General features: G+C 67.3%; 16 protein-coding genes. 6 read left to right on the top strand and 10 right to left on the bottom strand.

Annotated features, from left to right (window positions below; all coding sequences use genetic code 11):
• The 6 genes from urtD to AB1Z25_RS09245 form a co-directional block, all read right to left on the bottom strand.
• Entirely contained in the window at positions 1–834 is an 834-nt protein-coding gene (gene urtD / locus AB1Z25_RS09270; protein WP_486637093.1) for an urea ABC transporter ATP-binding protein UrtD, read from the bottom strand.
• A gap of 37 nt (positions 835–871) precedes the next feature.
• A complete protein-coding gene (urtC, locus tag AB1Z25_RS09265) occupies positions 872–1,972 on the bottom strand; it encodes an urea ABC transporter permease subunit UrtC (RefSeq protein WP_486637092.1) in 1,101 nt (366 codons plus the stop codon).
• A gap of 8 nt (positions 1,973–1,980) precedes the next feature.
• Positions 1,981–3,561 (bottom strand): urea ABC transporter permease subunit UrtB, encoded by a 1,581-nt coding sequence (urtB, locus tag AB1Z25_RS09260; RefSeq protein ID WP_486637091.1) that lies wholly within the window; start codon positions 3,559–3,561, stop codon positions 1,981–1,983.
• A gap of 18 nt (positions 3,562–3,579) precedes the next feature.
• On the bottom strand, positions 3,580–4,845 hold the full coding sequence (gene urtA, locus AB1Z25_RS09255) for an urea ABC transporter substrate-binding protein (protein ID WP_486637090.1): 1,266 nt from the start codon (positions 4,843–4,845) through the stop codon (positions 3,580–3,582).
• 130 nt (positions 4,846–4,975) lie between these two features.
• Positions 4,976–5,890, bottom strand: a complete 915-nt coding sequence (locus AB1Z25_RS09250; protein WP_486637089.1) for a response regulator — start codon at positions 5,888–5,890, stop codon at positions 4,976–4,978.
• Entirely contained in the window at positions 5,866–9,207 is a 3,342-nt protein-coding gene (locus AB1Z25_RS09245; protein WP_486637088.1) for an ATP-binding protein, read from the bottom strand. The genes AB1Z25_RS09250 and AB1Z25_RS09245 overlap by 25 nt, the downstream gene beginning before the upstream one ends.
• 266 nt (positions 9,208–9,473) lie before the next feature.
• On the opposite strand from AB1Z25_RS09245, the gene AB1Z25_RS09240 reads away from it, so the two are divergent.
• Both AB1Z25_RS09240 and AB1Z25_RS09235 read left to right on the top strand, forming a co-directional pair.
• Positions 9,474–9,629, top strand: coding sequence for a DUF5993 family protein (locus AB1Z25_RS09240; RefSeq protein ID WP_158274275.1), 156 nt, complete (start codon positions 9,474–9,476; stop codon positions 9,627–9,629).
• 10 nt (positions 9,630–9,639) lie between these two features.
• A complete protein-coding gene (locus AB1Z25_RS09235; protein WP_107799321.1) occupies positions 9,640–10,188 on the top strand; it encodes a disulfide bond formation protein B in 549 nt (182 codons plus the stop codon).
• Positions 10,189–10,206: 18 nt separating this feature from the next.
• Here the strand turns inward: AB1Z25_RS09235 and AB1Z25_RS09230 are convergent, their stop codons facing one another.
• Positions 10,207–11,133 carry a DMT family transporter gene (locus AB1Z25_RS09230; RefSeq protein ID WP_486637087.1) on the bottom strand — a complete coding sequence of 309 codons (927 nt, stop codon included), beginning with the start codon at positions 11,131–11,133 and terminating at the stop codon, positions 10,207–10,209.
• Between the two features lie 120 nt (positions 11,134–11,253).
• On the opposite strand from AB1Z25_RS09230, the gene AB1Z25_RS09225 reads away from it, so the two are divergent.
• A complete protein-coding gene (locus AB1Z25_RS09225; protein WP_486637086.1) occupies positions 11,254–12,159 on the top strand; it encodes a LysR substrate-binding domain-containing protein in 906 nt (301 codons plus the stop codon).
• Positions 12,160–12,163: 4 nt separating this feature from the next.
• Here the strand turns inward: AB1Z25_RS09225 and AB1Z25_RS09220 are convergent, their stop codons facing one another.
• On the bottom strand, positions 12,164–12,439 hold the full coding sequence (locus AB1Z25_RS09220; RefSeq protein ID WP_107801776.1) for a hypothetical protein: 276 nt from the start codon (positions 12,437–12,439) through the stop codon (positions 12,164–12,166).
• Between the two features lie 447 nt (positions 12,440–12,886).
• Positions 12,887–13,561 carry a hypothetical protein gene (locus AB1Z25_RS09215; protein ID WP_486637085.1) on the bottom strand — a complete coding sequence of 225 codons (675 nt, stop codon included), beginning with the start codon at positions 13,559–13,561 and terminating at the stop codon, positions 12,887–12,889.
• Between the two features lie 262 nt (positions 13,562–13,823).
• On the opposite strand from AB1Z25_RS09215, the gene AB1Z25_RS09210 reads away from it, so the two are divergent.
• Positions 13,824–14,300, top strand: a complete 477-nt coding sequence (locus tag AB1Z25_RS09210; RefSeq protein WP_235088857.1) for a MarR family winged helix-turn-helix transcriptional regulator — start codon at positions 13,824–13,826, stop codon at positions 14,298–14,300.
• Entirely contained in the window at positions 14,297–14,821 is a 525-nt protein-coding gene (locus AB1Z25_RS09205; RefSeq protein ID WP_486637084.1) for a hypothetical protein, read from the top strand. Before AB1Z25_RS09210 ends, AB1Z25_RS09205 begins: the two co-directional genes overlap by 4 nt.
• On the opposite strand, the gene AB1Z25_RS09200 is transcribed toward AB1Z25_RS09205, so the two are convergent.
• Positions 14,790–15,659 carry a LysR family transcriptional regulator gene (locus tag AB1Z25_RS09200; RefSeq protein ID WP_486637083.1) on the bottom strand — a complete coding sequence of 290 codons (870 nt, stop codon included), beginning with the start codon at positions 15,657–15,659 and terminating at the stop codon, positions 14,790–14,792. The genes AB1Z25_RS09205 and AB1Z25_RS09200 overlap by 32 nt on opposite strands.
• 102 nt (positions 15,660–15,761) lie before the next feature.
• Between AB1Z25_RS09200 and AB1Z25_RS09195 the strand changes: the two genes are divergently transcribed.
• Positions 15,762–16,835: an alkene reductase gene (locus AB1Z25_RS09195; RefSeq protein ID WP_486637082.1), complete on the top strand. Its 1,074-nt coding sequence runs from the start codon at positions 15,762–15,764 to the stop codon at positions 16,833–16,835.
• The last annotated feature ends 96 nt before the right edge of the window (positions 16,836–16,931 follow it).

The raw sequence follows: 16,931 nt of genomic DNA, 5'->3' as shown, positions 1-16,931 counted from the left end.
TCAGCGCCCCAGATACACTTCGATCACCCGCTCGTCCGCCTGCACCTGCCGCAGCGTCCCCTCCGCCAGCACCGCGCCTTCGGCCAGCACCGTCACCCGGCCGCCCAGGCTGGCGACGAAATCCATATCGTGTTCCACCACCATCAGGGAGTGCTCGCCCTTCAGGCTCAGCAGCAGCTCCGCGGTCTGTTCGGTTTCGGCGTCGCTCATGCCTGCCACCGGCTCGTCCAGCAAGAGCAGCTTGGGTTGCTGAGCAAGCAGCATGCCAATCTCCAGCCATTGCTTTTGGCCGTGCGACAGCAGGCCGGCCAGCCGGCCGCGCTGCTCCTGCAGCCGCACCCGTTCCAGCAGTTCGTCGACGCGGCGGCGCTGAGCCGCGCCCAGGCGCGCGCGCAGGCTGGCGCGCACCGAGCGGTCTCCGGCCAGCGCCAGCTCCAGGTTGTCCGCCACCGTCATCGCCTCGAACACCGTGGGCTTCTGGAATTTGCGCCCTATGCCCAGTTGGGCGATCTCGGCCTCGTCGTATCTGCGCAGGTCCAGGGTCTGGCCGAAGAACACGCTGCCGGCGTCCGGCCGGGTCTTGCCGGTGATCACATCCATCATCGTGGTCTTGCCGGCGCCGTTGGGGCCGATCACCACGCGCAATTCGCCGACGGCGATCGACAGCGTCAAACGGTTCAGCGCGCGGTAACCGTCGAAATCAACCATGACATCGTCAAGATATAATATCTGTCCGTGCCGAATGTCCAGCCCCGGCGTCAATGGTCGGGACAAGCCCACCGCCTCGCCCTCCCACTGTCCGCGCGGAACGGGATTTTCGCTTGTTGTATTCATGTAGCATATCCGGGAAATCAATAAACGCGCGGCCGCCTCAAGCGCCGCGGCCTCGCGCCAGCCAGCCCATCAAGCCGCGCGGCAGCAACAGGGTGCCGGCGATGAACAGCCCGCCCAGGAAGAACAGCCAGTACTCCGGAAAGGCCACGGTGAACCAGCTCTTGGCGGCATTGACCAAGACGGCGCCCAGCACCGGTCCGATCAAGGTGCCGCGGCCGCCCACCGCCACCCAGACGGCGGCCTCGATCGAATTGCCCGGCGACATCTCGCCCGGATTGATGATGCCGGCCTGCGGCACGTACAAGGCCCCGGCCAGGCCGCAGAGCATGGCGGACAACACCCATACCGCCAGCTTGTAGTCTTGCGGCCGGTAGCCGCAGAACATCAGCCGCGACTCGGCGTCGCGCACCCCGGTGAGCACGCGGCCGAACTTGCCGCGCGTCAGCCGGAACGCCCCCAGCAAAGCCAGCGACAGCAAGAGCGCGCTGAGGACGAACAGCCAGGCGCGGGTGGCCGGCTCGGCGATGCCGAAGCCCAGGATGCGCTTGAAGCCGGTAAAGCCGTTATTGCCGCCAAAGCCGGTTTCGTTGCGGAAGAACAGCAGCATCGCCGCATAGGTCAGCGCCTGGGTGATGATGGAAAAATACACGCCGCGGATGCGGGAACGGAAAGCCAGCCAGCCAAAGCCCAGCGCCAACAATCCAGGCGCGCCCACCGCCAGGCACAGGGCCCAGGCCAGGTGTTCGCTGCCCTGCCAGAACCACGGCAGCGTCCGCCAGTCCAGCGACACCATGAAATCCGGCAGCGCGCTCTGGTAGACGCCGTCGCCGCCGATCTGACGCATCAGATACATGCCCATGCCGTAGCCGCCCAGCGCGAAGAACAGGCCGTGGCCCAGGCTGAGCAAGCCGGCATAGCCCCAGACCAGGTCCAAGGCCAAGGCCAGCACCGCGTAGCACAGAATCTTGCCCGCCAGGGTCAGAACATAGGCCGACACCCGCCAGCCGCTGTCCGCCGGCGCGAACACATGCAACAAGGGCAAGGCCAGCAGACCGAGCCAGACCAGCACCAGCGCCGCCGCGCCCCAGCGCCGTCGGCCCAGGCCGGACAAGAGCCGCAAAGAGTAAGGAAGATGCATGGCGGCTCCTAATCCACGGCCCGGCCCTTGAGGGCGAACAGGCCTTGCGGACGTTTTTGGATGAACAGAATGATGCCGGCCAGGATCAGAATCTTGCCCAGCACCGCGCCCAGCGCCGGCTCCAACAGCTTGTTGGCCACGCCCAGGCCCAAGGCGCCCCATGCCGCGCCGGCCAGCTGGCCCACGCCGCCCAGCACCACCACCATGAAGCTGTCGACGATATAGCCCTGGCCCAGGTCCGGGCCGACATTGCCGATCTGGCTCAGCGCCACCCCGCCCAGGCCGGCGATGCCGCTGCCCAGGCCGAAGGCCAACATATCCACCCGCCCGGTGGCCACGCCCAGGCTGCCCGCCATGCGCCGGTTCTGAGTCACCGCGCGCACGAACAGGCCCAGCCGGCTGCGGTTCAGCGCCAGCCAGACCAGGCCCAGCGTCAGCGCGGAGAACAGAATGACGGCGATGCGGTTGTAGGGCAGCGTCAGCGCCGGGCTCAAGGCCCAGCCGCCGTTCAGCCAGCCGGGGTTGGCCACCGCCACGTTTTGCGCGCCGAACAAGGTCCGCACCAGCTGCATCAACACCAGGCTGATGCCCCAGGTGGCCAGCAGCGTTTCCAGCGGGCGGCCGTAGAGGTGGCGGATCACCAGCCGTTCCAGCGCCATGCCCACGGCGGCGGTCAGCAGGAAGGCCGCCGGCAGGGCCAGCGCCAGATAGGCGTCGGCGGCGGCCGGCCAGCGGCTGTGGAACAGGCTTTGCGCCGCGTAGGCGACATAGGCCCCCAGCATCAGCATCTCGCCGTGCGCCATATTGATCACCCCCAGCAGGCCGTAGGTGATGGCCAGGCCCAGCGCCGCCAGCAGCAGCACCGAACCCAGGCTGAGGCCGGCGAAGGCCGCGCCCAGCAGATTGTCTATCCGCACGCTGGCGCGGATGGCCGCTTGCGCCCTCATCGCGGCGGCGCGCACTTCGGCATCGTTTTCCGCGGCGGCGTCGGTCAAGGGCGCCAGCAGGGCCAAGGCCGCCGGATCGCCGCTGTCCGCCAGCGCCATGGCGGCGGCCCGCCGCTGCGCCGGGTCCGGACTGCTCAGCGACAGGCGGGCGCCGGCCCGTTCCAGCACGCGCCGCAGCTCGGCGTCGCCCTCCCGCGCCAAACGTTCCCTCAGCAAGGGCAGCAGCGCCGGGTTCCCGCTGTCGCCCAGCGCGCGGACCGCGGCCAGCCGCCGCCCGGGATCGGCCGCGGCCAGTTCGTCGACCGCGTGAAACACCGCCAGGGCGCCGCGCAGCCGGTTGTTCAACGGCAGCGGTTCCAGGCTGGCGGCGTCGCCCGCCGCCGGCTGGCCGGACACCGCGTCGCCAAGCGCGCCGTCCGGCCGCTGCCACAGCACGCGCATACCGTCGGCGGACTGCAATAGCCGGCCCTGCTCCAAGGCGGCCACCGCCGCGCGGCGCTCGGCGTCCGGGCGCGGCGCCCAGCTTTCAATCAAGCCGGCGCGTTCGGCCGGATCGGCGCCGGCCAGCTCGGCCAAGGGGCCGGCGCCGGCCGCGGCGCACCACAGCGCCAGCGCCCAAGGCAGGGCTTTACTCCAGGACATGGCGGGCTCCTTTCCGGCTCACTTGCTTTTCACCGGGGTGTCCGGCCGCTTGTCGTTGCCGGGCAGATACGGGCTCCACGGCTGGGCGCGCACCACGCTCCGGCTCTTCCACACCACCGAGAACTGCCCGTTGGGCTGAATCTCGCCAATCATCACCGGCTTGCGCAAATGATGGTTGCGGGCGTCCATTTCCAGCGTGAAGCCGGACGGCGCGTCCATCCGCAGCCCGGTCAGGGCCTTGCTCACCGCGGCCGTATCGGTGCCGCCGGCCTTGCGCACAGCCTGCGCCCACAGCCGGACCCCGACATAGGTCGCCTCCATCGGATCGTTGGTCACCAGCTTGTCCGCCCCGGCAACGCCCTTCTTGCGCGCCCAGGCGCGGTAGTCCGCCACCCACTTGGCGTTGACCGGATTTCTCACGCTCATGAAGTAATTCCAGGCCGCCAGATGGCCGGCCAGCGGTTTGGCGTCGATGCCCTTCAGCTCCTCCTCGCCCACCGAGAACGCCAGCACCGGCACCTCGGCCGCCTTCAGGCCCTGATTGCCCAGCTCCTTGTAGAACGGCACATTGGAGTCGCCGTTGATGGTGGACACCACCGCGGTCTTGCCGCCGGCGGCGAACTTCTTGATATTGGCGACAATGGTCTGGTAATCGTTATGGCCGAAGGGGGTGTAGGCCTCCTGGATGTCCGCGTCCTTGACCCCCTTGGTTTTGAGAAAGGCGCGCAGAATCTTGTTGGTGGTGCGCGGATAGACGTAATCCGTGCCCAGCAGGAAGAAGCGCCGCGCGCCGCCGCCCTCCTTGCTCATCAGGTACTCCACCGCCGGGATCGCCTGCTGATTGGGCGCGGCGCCGGTGTAGAACACATTGGGCGACATTTCCTCGCCCTCGTACTGCACCGGGTAGAACAGCAGGCCGTTCAGTTCCTCGAACACTGGCAACACCGATTTGCGCGACACCGAAGTCCAACAGCCGAAGGTCGCCGCCACCTTGTCGCGGCTCAGCAATTGGCGCGCTTTCTCCGCGAACAGCGGCCAGTTGGACGCCGGGTCCACCACCACCGGCTCCAGCTTCTTGCCCAAGACCCCGCCTTCGGCGTTGATCTGGTCGATGGCGAACAGCGCCATATTCTTGAGCGAGGTTTCGGAAATGGCCATGGTGCCGGACAGGGAGTGCAGCACCCCCACCTTGATGGTGTCGGCGGCGAGAGCCGGCGCGGCGCCGAAGCCGCTCAGCGCCAGGCTCAGCGCAAGGGAAGACAAGACATGAGGGCGAATCAACATGGGAAGCTCCTGGGGCGATCCTGAAGCGCCGGGAGGCCGTCCGGCCGGCCCGGCGAGGAATTGTTGCACTGCAGGATCAGACTAAGCCCCGGCCCGCCCGGCCGGAATACGTTACATGACGTATGCCCCGTCACCCGCCGCCGGCGCTGCGCAAGGCCAGCGCCGCGGCCGAGGTGCGGGTTTCCACCCCCAGGCGGGCGAACACATGCTCCAGATGCTTGTTGACGGTGCGCGGACTCATGCCGAGGATGTCGCCGATATCGCGGTTGGTCTTGCCCAGGCTCAGCCAATGCAGCACCTCGGCCTGGCGCGGAGTCAGCCCCAGCGCCCGCATCAGGCGCTGCGGCGCCGCGCCGTCTCCCGCCTCGCTCAAGGCCAGCAGGCACTCATCCCCGGCCAGCCGCCGCGCCAGCAAGGCCGCGCCGCCGCCTTCCGCCAAGGTCAGGCTGGCCCCCGCCGCGGCCTGGGCCAGCCAGGGCCGCCAACGCGCCGCCAGCGCCGCCTCGGACCAGCCGTGGGCTTGCAGCAGGCCGCGCGCGCGCTCAGTCAGCCACAGCGGCCGGCCGCTGCCCGGGTCCGCCGCCAGCAAGGCCTGGCCCGACGCCTCCAGCGCCTGCCGCGCCCGGCACAGCTGGCGCGCGCTGCCGATATGGGCGGCCAGCCGCGCCAGCACCTCCGCCGGCCGCAGCGGCTTGATCACGTAATCCGCGCCGCCGGCGGCAAACGCCGCCAGCACGTGCTCGCTGTCGCTGAGCCCGGTCATGAACACGATGGGAATCGCCTGCGTTTCCGCCCCCGCCTTCAAGCACCGCGCCGTCTCGAAACCGTCCATGCCCGGCATCAACGCGTCCAGCAGAATGATGTCCGGCCGGCACTCGGCGGCGCGGCCCAAGGCCGCCGCGCCGTCCGTGGCCAGCAAGACCCGGTAGCCGGCCAGGTCCAGCGCATCGTGCAGCAAGGCCAGGTTTTCCGGCTGATCGTCCACGATCAGCGCCGTCGCCCGCTCCGGCCGCGGCGCGCTCACGCCGGCGCTCCCGGCAGCCATCGCAGCAACTCGTCCAGCCGGCAGCCGTCCAGCAGGCTCCGCGCCCGCGCCAGAAACGGTCCGTAAGCCGGGTCCGCCCCCAGCGCGCCCACCTCCAAGCGCAGCAGGGCGGCGCGCGCGCCGCGCAGATAGCCGCGCCGCAAAGCCTGCCGCAACTCGTCCAGCGCCTCCTCCGGCGGCCAGCGCAGCGCCGGCTCCTCGCCGCTCAGCCACTCCAGCTGCAAGCGTCGGCCTATCCAGTCCAGCAGCTGCTCGACGCGGATGGGCTTGACGAAGAAATCCTCGGCGCGGATGCCCGCATCGTTGTCCTGCCCCCGTTCGAAGGCGTTGGCGGAAATCACCGCCAGCGCCGGCGCGTCGCCGTGCCGGCGACGGATGCGCCGCAGGGTTTCCCAGCCGTCCAGGCCCGGCATCGCCAGATCCATGCACACCAGATCCGGCAGCATCCCGGCCTGCTCCAGCCGATCCAGACAAGCCTGGCCGCCGGCCGCCTGCTCCACCTCGAAACCCAAAGGCCGCAAGGCGCTGGCCAGCATCTCCCGGTCCTGCTCATGGTTGTCCACCAACAACACCCGCCGCCGCCGACCCTGGTAGCCGACGCGCGCCGACAAGGGCGGCGCCGGCGCGGCGCCCAGCCGCGGCAGGAACAGGCGCAGCGTGAACACGCAGCCCCCGCCCGGCCGGCTGTCCAGCCTCAGCTCCCCGCCCATCAGCGAGGTCAGCATGCCCGCAATGGTCAGACCCAGCCCGCTGCCGCTCTGGCCGGCGGCCCCGCCGCCGCGCTCAAACGGCTCGAACACGCGCTCGGCCTCCTCCGGCGCGATGCCGGGTCCGGTGTCGGCAATTTCAAAACACGCCACCTCGCCCTGATAACGCAGGCCCAGGCTGACCTCGCCATGCGCGGTGAACTTGACCGCGTTGCCCAGCAAATTGATCAGAATCTGCCGCAGCCGCCGTTCGTCGGCGCGCACTAGCGCCGGCCACTCGCCTTGCGGCAGGAAGCGGAAGCCTAGGCCCTTGTCCCGCGCCTGCAGCTGGAACATCGCCGTCAATTGACCGATCAGCGCGGCGAAGTCCAGCGGCCGCGGCTCCAGGCTGAGCCGGCCGCTTTCTATCCGCGCCAGATCCAGCGTGCCCTCGATCACCGACAGCAGGTGATCCCCGCTGCGGCGGATCACCGCCAGCGCCGGCCGTTTCGACGGCGGAATCTCCGGGTCCCCGTCCAGGATCTGCGCATAGCCCAGCATGCTGTTCAGCGGCGTGCGCAGCTCATGGCTGAGCGTGCTCACGTAGCGGCTCTTGGCCTGATTGGCCTGCTCCGCGTCGCGGCGCGCCTTTTGCAGCAAGGCGTCGGTGCGGCGGTGGGAAGCGATCTCGCGCAATAAGCGCTGGGTCTGCCGCTTGGATTCCTGCCGCGCCACCTGCCGGCTCTGCCGCAACAAGACCAGCCACCAGGCCAGCACGCTGCAGCCCAGCAGCAGGCCCGCGCCCAATTGCGGCAGCCGCGCCGCCAGCCCCTCCAAGGCCGGGCGGCTCCGCGCCCAAAAGGACAAGCCGGCCATAAGCAGGCCCAGCCCCGCCAGCATGGGCGTCATCAGCAGCAGATAATCGGCCAGGCCGCGTTGCAGATACGGCCGGCAGCCCCGCGGCAGCAGCCGGCTCAGCCAGGCGCGCCACTGCTTGTCCAGCCGCGCCTTGGGCTTGCAGCGGTCCTCGCAACGCGCGTCCAGCGTGCAGCACAAGGAACAGATCCAACCGCGATACGCCGGGCAACCGACCATGTCCGGCGGCTCGTACAGGCGGCGGCACAATGCGCAGCGCTGCGGCGGAGCCGGCGGCGACGCCGGCTGTCGCGCCAGGTAATAACGGCCGCCGCTGAGCCAGGCCAGCGCCGGCGTGGCCAGCAAGGCAGTCAACAAGGACAGGAAGGGGGCCAGCGGCTGCATCTGCTCGCCCAGCGCCCCCAGATGCGCCGACACCGAAACCGCCGAGGCCAGGACCAGCGAACCCAGCCCCACCGGGTTGACGTCGTAAAGATAGCCGCGGCGGAACTCAATGCCCGGCGGGCTCAGCCCCAGCGGCTTGTTGATGGCCAAATCCGCCGCCACGGTCACCATCCAGGCGATGGCCAGATTGGCGAACAGCGCCAGCACGTGCGCCAGCGCCTGGAAAATCTCCAGCTCCATCAGCAAGAGCGCGATCAAGAGATTGAAAGCCACCCACACCACCCGCCCCGGATGGCTATGGGTCAGCCGCGCGAAGAAATTGGACCAGGCCAGCGAACCGGCGTAGGCATTGGTGACATTGATCTTCAGCTGCGACAGCAGCACGAACAGCACCGTCGCCGCCAGCGCCAGCCGGCCGTCGCCCCAGATCCGGGCGTAGCCGAACCAATACAGGCGCGCCGGATCCGGCGCCGGCCCGCCGGCCTGACCATGGTCCAGAACCAGCCAGGCCAGCAGCGCGCCGCCCAGCATCTTCAGCATGCCGGGCAATATCCAGCCCGGGCCGCCGGCCAGGCAGGCCAGCCACCAGCGGCGGCGCTGGCCGGCGGCGGGCGGCGGCATGAAGCGCAGATAGTCCGCCTGCTCCCCCATCTGCGCGATCAAGGCGACGCCGATGCCGAAAGCCGCACCAAAACGACGCAGATCGAAGCCGCCCGCACCGCCTTCCGCCCCGGCGTAGTGCCAAAAGCCGCTCAAGGCCTCCGGCTGGCGCGCCAGCACGAAACCATAGGGCAGCAACAGCAAGCCCAGCCACAGCGGCTGGGTCCAGACTTGCAGCCGGCTGATGGCGGTGACGCCGTGGGCCACCAGCGGCAGCACCGCCACGGTGCACAGCACATAGCCCCAGGCCGGCGGCAGGCCAAAGCCCAACTCCAGCGCATAGGCCATGATGGCCGCTTCCAGCGCGAAGAAAATAAAGGTGAAGGCCGCGTACAGCAAAGAGGTGACGGCGGAACCCAGATAGCCGAAGCCGGCGCCGCGGGTCAGCAGATCCATGTCCACGCCGTAGCGGGCGGCGTAGACGCTGATAGGCAGGCCGGCCAGCAGAATCACCAGCCCCACCGCCAGAATGGCCCAGGCCGCATTGACGAAGCCGCCCGCCGTCAGCATCGCCGCGCCCACCGCCTCCAACACCAGAAAAGCGGCGGCGCCGCCCAGCGCGGTGTGCGCCACCCGCCACGGCGACCAGCGCCGGAAGCTCTGCGGGGTATAGCGCAAGGCATAGTCTTCCAGCGACTCGCGCGCCACCCAACTGTTGTAATCGCGGCGAACTTTCACCGCGTAAAGCGGCGCGGGATGGGAAGCGGACATGGCGGCGGCCTTGAGGCGATGCTAACAACTGCTTTAATGCAAAAAGCCTGCCAAGCGCCGCCGCGCGCGGCAAAAGGCCGCCGCTTCCCATCGCCGCCCTGCGCGCCGTTTTATACGAGACGAATGGCGAATGTACTGATTCAGCGGCAAATTTTGCGCCGCTGCCTGCAAACAAGCTATTCACACAACATTAAGCAAGCGCTAATATTGATTGGCAACCACCACCCAGGCCGGCTCCGCCGGCCCGCCACATTAAGGAATTCCCGATGGATACCCTGCTGTTTCTGCTATTGGCCGCCTCATTGCTGGCCTTGATCCTGCGCAAGCGCCAATGGGCCTACGCCTGCTGGGGCCTGGCCTTCGCGCTCACGCTGTACTGGTTCAAGTTCCACGCCACCAGCAGTCTGCCCATTTCGCTGTGAGGAACCCGACATGACGCACAACCTCACCGACAAGTTGAACCAACTGGGCCTGCTGCTGATCAACCTGATGCTGCTGGTCGCCTTCTACTTCCAGTTCGCCCAGCATGAGCTGCCCTGCCCGCTCTGCCTGCTGCAACGCGTGGCCTTGTGCGCCATCGCGGTGGCGCTGGCCGCCAATGTGCTGCTGGGCGACAAGCCCGGCCATTACGGCATGATGCTGCTGGCCGCCGCCGCCGGCTTCGCCGTGGCCGGCCGTCAAGTGCTGCTGCACATCGCCCCCGGCGACGCCGGCTTCGGCCCGCCCATCCTGGGCCTGCATTTCTACACCTGGGCCGCGATCGCCTTTTTCGCCGTCTTCATCGGCTGCGGCCTGCTGCTGATGCAGTGCCAGCGCGAACACAGCTTCGACCGTCAGCCCCCGGCGCAGCTGGGCCGGCTGGCCAAGGCCGGCGTCGCCCTGACCATGGCCCTGCTGCTGGGCAACGCCCTGTCCGTATTCCTGGAATGCGGGCTGGCGGCTTGCGGAGAAAGCCCGATCAGCTATCTGCTGCTCAATTAAGCCCGCGCCGCGCCGCCGCTAGATCGACCAATCCTCGTCCGGCGCGGCGGCGCGCGCCGCCGGCGCTTCCGGCCGCAGCACCAGCCACAGCGCCAGCGCGATCAAGGCGCCGCCCAGCGCCTGGGACAGCGTCGCCGTCTCTCCCAGCGCCAGCCAGCTCCAGAAAATGCCGAAGGGCGGAATCAGAAACGTCACCGTCAGCGCCTTCAGCGGGCCGACGTCGGCGATCAGTCGGAAGTACAAGACATAGGCCAGCGACGTGCACAGCAGGCCCAAGGCCAGCATCGCCAGCCACACCTCCGCCCCCGCCTCCGGCCACCCCAGCGGCTGCGCGCTCGCCTGCCAGGCCATCAAGGGCAATAGCAGCAAGACCGCGCCCAACTGGCTGCCCAGAGCCACCACGCGGCTGTCCAGCCCGCCGCGGTCCGCAATCCAGCGCTTGGTCAGAAAACCGGCCAGGCCGTAACAGGCGGTGGCCGCCAGGCAAGCCGCCACGCCCCACAAAGCCGCCGTTCCCGTCGCCAGCGGGCCCGTCTGCGTCAGCACCGCCACGCCGGCCAGGCCGATCAGCACGCCGGCCAGCTTGTTGGCGCTAATGCGCTCCCCAAACGCCGCCGCGCCGATCAACACCCCCATCAGCGGCGTGCTGGCGTTCAGGATCGCGCTATAGCCGGCCGGCAACACCCGGGCCGCCAGCGCGAACAAGAGAAAGGGCAAGCCGGAATTGATCACCCCCAGCAGCAAGGTGGCGGCCAGCTTGCCCTTGAAGGACAGCCCCACCCGCAACAAGGCGATCAGCCCCAGCAGGCCCGCCGCCCCCAGCGCCACCCGGCCAAACGCCGTCGGCAACGCGCCCAGCGCCGGCGCGGCGATGCGCATGAACAAAAAGCTGCCGCCCCACAAGGCCGCCAACAACAGCAAACGACCCAAGCTCGCCATTCCCATGATGCCTCTCCCTTCGCCTTGTATTTAACTTTGCTAAACCAGATACTGAAATCATCAACCGCATAGATGCCGCAAACAAACGATTTTTCCTGCCTGACGATTTAGAAAATCTAAACTCATATGCCCAAACCGCCGCTGGAATCCCTGCGCTTCTTCGAAGCCGCCGCGCGCCGGCTCAGCGTCAAGCTGGCCGCCGAAGAACTGCACGTCACCCCCGGCGCGGTCTCCCAGCAACTGCGCAAGCTGGAAGACTGCCTGGGCCAGCCGCTGTTCGAGCGCCGCGCGCGCGGCCTGACGCTCAACGCCGCCGGCCGCGACTACCTGGCCGCCTGCCGGCAAGCGCTGGACCTGATAGACCACGCCACCGCGCGGCTGACCGGCGCCCGCCGCGTAATCCTGCTCAGCTGCACCCCCTCGTTTGGCGCGCAATGGCTGCTGCCCCGGCTGCAGGGCTTCATGCGCGAGCACCCGCGGATCGACGTCCACGTCAGCACCGGCAACCGCGTGGTCGACCTCGCCGCCGAAAACATCCACTTCGCCGTGCGCCACGGCCTGGGCGATTACCCCGGCCTCAGCGCCTGCAAGCTGCTGGACGACGAACTGACGCCGGTATGCGCGCCCGCGCTGCCGGCGCGGCTGGACGCCCTCGGCGGCGAGCGGCTGCTGCACGACGAACACCGCGGCGACTGGCGGCTGTGGAGCCGCGCCGCCGGCCTGGAACTGGACTGCGAACAAGGCGTGGTCTGCGTGGACTCCAACGCCGCCATAGAGGCCGCGCTGGCCGGCCGCGGCTACGCGCTGGCGCGGCGCTCCTTGCTGCAAGCCGAACTGGCCGCCGGCCGGCTGCGGGAACTGCCGGCGCCGCCGCTGCGTAGCGCCCTCGCTTATTACCTGATACACCGTCCGGACCTCATGCGCGACCCGGAAATGGGCGTCTTCAAACAATGGCTGCTGGAACAAGCCGCGGCGACCCAAAACAAAAGCCCGCCGGGCGGCGGGCTTGTTGCGCAACAGCGTCTTGGCTAAGGGCTTACAGACGCACGTTCTCGATGCGGGTCACATGCGGCGGCTTGCCGCCCAGCGGCTGGTAGATGTACACCGCCACCAGATGCGGCTGCGCGCCGGGGTACACCACCTCCGCGCTGGCCAGGAAAATATAGTTCTCTCCGGCCACCACTTGCGTGGACACCGCCAGCGGCACGTATTTCACGCCCAGCAAACCTTCCGTGGCCTGATGGAAAACCTTGCGGTCTTTTTCATCCACCGGCTGGAAACCGGACCAACCACCCAGCAATTGTTCAGACATGATCATGCTCCCGTAATGAATTATCCAACACTGGAAACAACACGGAGCCCGCTTCGCTTGCCCCGCCCAATGCCGGTATAGCAAGGGCTCCCGCGCCAGAGCAAGGCTTTAGTTATTACTACGCAATTCATATTTCAAACAAAATTCCCATTTATCATTTTCATATCGCCAAACAGACTTTGGCCAGCCGCTCGGCGTCGCCGGCCAAGCCGCGCACGCATGAAAAAAGCCCCGCGTAGGGGCTGGATTCATCATGGGCATCGCGTCAGCATACGGACAGACGCGCAGCGTAAAGCGGCTCTCAGAACGTGTTTACGATCTCGCGAGCTAAGGCGAGACAAGGCGAAAACCGCTGAGAAAGCCGAATGTACACACGGCATATGAGCATTTCGAAGCGCTACTCGCCGTGCCACGCCTCACGACGCGCAGCAGATCGTAAACAGGTTCTCAGAAATTCAAAGCCCAATCCGGTTGCAAGGCCTTGATCAAGCCCGGCGGCAGACGCTCGCCCTCCACCAGCAAGGAACACTCCAGCGAGAAATGCCGGGGGTCGGACTTGGAGGCCGTCAACAACAAACGCGGCACGTCCGCGTACTGCTGCTCGGGCTTGATGGTTTTCCACGCGCCCTTGTCCCATTGGCGGTACAACGTGCAGACGCCGCCCTTTTCCTTGTCGCAGCTGAATGTCAGATCCGGCCGTTGGGCGACGAATTGCTGGAGCGTCATATCCCGCTGCCCCAGCAAGCGGAAACCCCAGTTATAGGACTCCAACACCCCGTTGACGTCCATCGGACCATTGGTGTTGTGGAAGTGTTCTTCCACGTAATTGCGCAAGGCCCACTGCGGCGTCAACGCCACCGGCTGATCGATGGCGGAATGGCGCAGCAGCGACGTCAAGCCTTCGGACGCGCCGCTGACGTCCTCCTCCATCTCCTGCGCCTGATCGCGGACAGGCTGCATCCGCAACGCGGCGCGGCCGTTTTCCACCGTCACCGGCAGGCCGGGAACGGCCTTGCCGGGCTGGGCGATGTAGCGAAAGAAACTGCCGTCGCAATTGAACATCTGGCGCAGCGCCTCATCATCGGCATGGGCGTGCAGGCTGAGCAACATCAAGAAGGGCAAGCATTTTTTCATTGGCTTTGAACTGAGCTTTTTAGGAAGCCAACGATGCTAACATAGAAATTACATTTTCATTTTTGACTGTATTTACAAGTACATACGCATTCATCATCCATTGCCGCTCAATGAACGCCCGCCCGGCCTGAAGCCCCCCGCCCTGCCTCGCCGCCTCCAAGCAACCGTATTCATGCCCAGACCAAAATGAGCTTGCAATCTGACAACTAGTTGTCAATAATGGCAACCAGTTGTCAAACAGAGAAACCCCATGTCCACCCAACAAAACCATCGCCCTCAAGACATCACCGAGCTGATGTTGCTGATCTTCCGCCTGAACGGCGCCCTGCTGGAAAGAGGCGACCAACTGGTGGCCCACCTGGGCATCAATAGCGCGCGCTGGCAGGTGCTCGGCGCGGTGGGCCTGGCCGACGGCCCGCAAACCGCACCGCAAATCGCCGCCCGCATGGGCATCAGCCGCCAAGGCGCGCAAAAACAGCTGCACAAGCTGGTGGAGGAAGGCTATTTCGACGTGCTGCCCAACCCCCAACACGCCCGCTCCCCGCTGTACCGGCTGAGCGCCAAGGGCGAACGCACCGTGGCCGGCACCCAAGATTGCCAGGCGCGGTGGACCGCACAACTGGCGCAACAGCTGCCAGACGCGGACTTCGACGCCGCCCGCCAAACCCTGCAACAACTGCTGCGCGTGCTGGAGACGCTCAGCCCGCCCATTGGAGAAGAGAAATGAACCGCTTCCTCAAACTCATCCACTTCATCGCGCTGGCCCTGTTCCTGGGCAGCATTCTGGCCTGGATCGTGCTGTCCGAAACCGGCCCGGCCGCCCCGGCCCTGCTGGCGCAGACGCGGCAGTACATCCATATCGGCACCTGGGCGCTGACCGTGCCCGGCCTGTGGCTGATGTTGATCAGCGGCCTGCTGCTGGGCTACCGGCGTTACGGCCCGCGCAACCGCTTCTTCCAGCTCAAGCTGGGCCTGACGCTGCTGATCCTGCTCAACGCCAGCTTCGTGGTGGTGCCGGCGGTGGACATGGCCAATCAACTGGCCCAAGCCGCGCTGCTTGAGGGTGCGGGCGGCGAGCTGGGCGCGGACTTTCAGGCCGCCACCCTGCGCGAGGCGATAGGCGGCGGGCTCAACATCCTGCTGATCGTGATCACCGCCGCCGTCGGCGTTTGGCGGCCCGGCGCTCGCGGCCGCTTCACGGCGGACGGCCATGGCGTCAACGCAGGCGCTGCTGTAAAAACTCGATGAAGCGCTGGGTCTTGGCCGGCAGCAAACGGGTTTCCGTCAGAGCGTACACCGGCACCGGCGTGCCGTGCCAGCCGGGCATGATCCGGCGCAGGCCGCCGCTGGCCACCTCGTCCGCGACAATCTCCTCCGGCATCAGCACAATGCCCATGTCCAGCGTCGCCAGCCGCTTGGCCAGGCCTATGCTGTTCAAGGCGAAGCGGGAGCCCGCCGCAACGGCGAGTTCCCGCCCTTCGCCGTGGAAGGTCCAGGCGTCGGGCTTCAGCACGCTCAGGCACTGATGCCCCGCCAGCTCCGCCGGGCTTGCCGGCTCGCCCGCGCGCGCCAGATAGCCGGGCGAGGCGTACAGCCCGGGCGTAAGCGCGCCCAAAGTCCGCGCGATCAATTGCGAACTTTCCGGCGTCCCCATGCGCACCGCCACGTCGAAAGGCTCGCTCACCAGATCGACGCGCCGGGGAGTCAGGTCCAAATCGAAATCGATGCCGGGATGGAGCCGCGCAAACTCGGCGATCATCGGCGCCAGATAGGTCACGGCGAAATCCACCGGCAGCGAGGCCCGCAACACCCCGCTGGGCTGGGCCAGCATCTCGCCCAATTGCTCGTGCGCCAGCCGGGCCTCGTCGACGATGCGCCGGCAGCGCTCGTAGTAAAGCAGCCCGGCCTCGGTCAGCTCTATCCGGCGAGTCGTGCGGTGCAGCAAGCGCAGCCCTATCGACTTCTCCAGCGCGGCAATCCGCCGCGACAGCGTGGAGTTCGGCACCCCGATCGCCTCCGCCGCATTGCGGAAGCCCTTGGCCTTGACCACCTCGACGAACAAAGCCATATCGTTTAGCAATTCCACATCATTGCTCCAAAAATGGATCAGTATTATCCAAAATACCCTATTTATCTCACAAATAAAGCCGGCGATGATGAGAGCACCCCACCAATAGGAGAAAGCGCAATGAACACCGTATTCGACCCCGCCCGCCTCGCCGGCCTCACCCTGAGCAACCGCCTGGTCATGGCCCCGATGACCCGTTCCCGCGCCCAGGCAGACGGCAGCCCGAGCCCGCTGGCCGCCCGCTATTACGCCCAGCGCGCCGGCCTCGGCCTGATCATCAGCGAAGGCACCCAGCCGTCCGACGCGGGCCAAGGCTACCTCGCCACCCCCGGCATCTACACCGACGCCCACGTCGCCGGCTGGAAACACACCACGGACGCCGTCCATGCCCAGGGCGGGCGTATCTTCATCCAGCTGATGCACGCCGGCCGCATGAGCCACCCGGACAACACCCCGCGCCATGAGCTGGGCGTCGCGCCCTCCGCCATCGCCCCGGGCGCCGGCATGTTCACCGCCACGGGAATGCAGCCGATTCCCAGCCCGCGCGCGCTGAGCACCGAACAAGTGCGCCAGACGGTGCAGGACTTCCGCCACGCCGCCCGCCGCGCCATTGAAGCCGGCGCCGACGGCGTGGAGATTCATGGCGCCAACGCCTACCTGGTCCAGCAATTCCTCGCGCCCAGCGCCAACACCCGCGACGACGAATACGGCGGCTCCCTGGAAAACCGCGCCCGTTTCGCCATCGAAGTGGCCACCGCCATCGCCGAGGAAATCGGCCCGGACAAAACCGCCATCCGTCTATCGCCCGGCCTGAGCATCTGGGGCATAGACGAAGGCGAACAAGGCCCGGCGCTATACCGCTATCTGGTGAGCGAACTGAACAAGCTGGGACTGGCCTACCTGCACCTGATGCACCTGGGCGACGAGGCCTTGCTGGCCGATCTGCGCCAACGCTGGCAAGGCGCGCTGATCCTCAACCGCCCGGGCCGCCCGCGCGAGCAGATCGGCGCCGATATCGCCGCCGGCCTGGCGGAGCTGGAATCCTATGGCGCCATGGTGTTGGCCAATCCGGACTTTGTGGAACGGCTCAAGCGGAATGCGCCGCTGAACGCGGCCGACAAAAACAGCTTCTACGGCGGGAACGAGCAGGGTTATACCGACTACCCCGCCCTGAGCGACGCGCAGCCGGCTTAGAGCCTGTTTCAATAGGACGATGCGGCCTTGAAAGCCGCACATCCAAAGCGCCCCAAGGCCCGTCAACAGCCTTCCGCGTGGGTATCGCTGCGCTCC

The sequence above is a fragment of the Chromobacterium sp. HL1 genome (assembly GCF_057418835.1).
This window is presented reverse-complemented; position numbering and strand designations above follow the sequence as displayed.

Coding starts and splice junctions, on each gene's coding strand:
- urtA (WP_486637090.1), bottom strand. CDS start 4,845: ATGTTGATTCGCCCTCATGTCTTGTCTTCCCTTGCGCTGAGCCTGGCG.
- AB1Z25_RS09205 (WP_486637084.1), top strand. CDS start 14,297: ATGAACCGCTTCCTCAAACTCATCCACTTCATCGCGCTGGCCCTGTTC.
- AB1Z25_RS09240 (WP_158274275.1), top strand. CDS start 9,474: ATGGATACCCTGCTGTTTCTGCTATTGGCCGCCTCATTGCTGGCCTTG.
- AB1Z25_RS09235 (WP_107799321.1), top strand. CDS start 9,640: ATGACGCACAACCTCACCGACAAGTTGAACCAACTGGGCCTGCTGCTG.
- AB1Z25_RS09210 (WP_235088857.1), top strand. CDS start 13,824: ATGTCCACCCAACAAAACCATCGCCCTCAAGACATCACCGAGCTGATG.
- AB1Z25_RS09195 (WP_486637082.1), top strand. CDS start 15,762: ATGAACACCGTATTCGACCCCGCCCGCCTCGCCGGCCTCACCCTGAGC.
- urtD (WP_486637093.1), bottom strand. CDS start 834: ATGAATACAACAAGCGAAAATCCCGTTCCGCGCGGACAGTGGGAGGGC.
- AB1Z25_RS09230 (WP_486637087.1), bottom strand. CDS start 11,133: ATGGGAATGGCGAGCTTGGGTCGTTTGCTGTTGTTGGCGGCCTTGTGG.
- urtB (WP_486637091.1), bottom strand. CDS start 3,561: ATGTCCTGGAGTAAAGCCCTGCCTTGGGCGCTGGCGCTGTGGTGCGCC.
- AB1Z25_RS09245 (WP_486637088.1), bottom strand. CDS start 9,207: ATGTCCGCTTCCCATCCCGCGCCGCTTTACGCGGTGAAAGTTCGCCGC.
- AB1Z25_RS09250 (WP_486637089.1), bottom strand. CDS start 5,890: ATGGCTGCCGGGAGCGCCGGCGTGAGCGCGCCGCGGCCGGAGCGGGCG.
- AB1Z25_RS09220 (WP_107801776.1), bottom strand. CDS start 12,439: ATGTCTGAACAATTGCTGGGTGGTTGGTCCGGTTTCCAGCCGGTGGAT.
- urtC (WP_486637092.1), bottom strand. CDS start 1,972: ATGCATCTTCCTTACTCTTTGCGGCTCTTGTCCGGCCTGGGCCGACGG.
- AB1Z25_RS09225 (WP_486637086.1), top strand. CDS start 11,254: ATGCCCAAACCGCCGCTGGAATCCCTGCGCTTCTTCGAAGCCGCCGCG.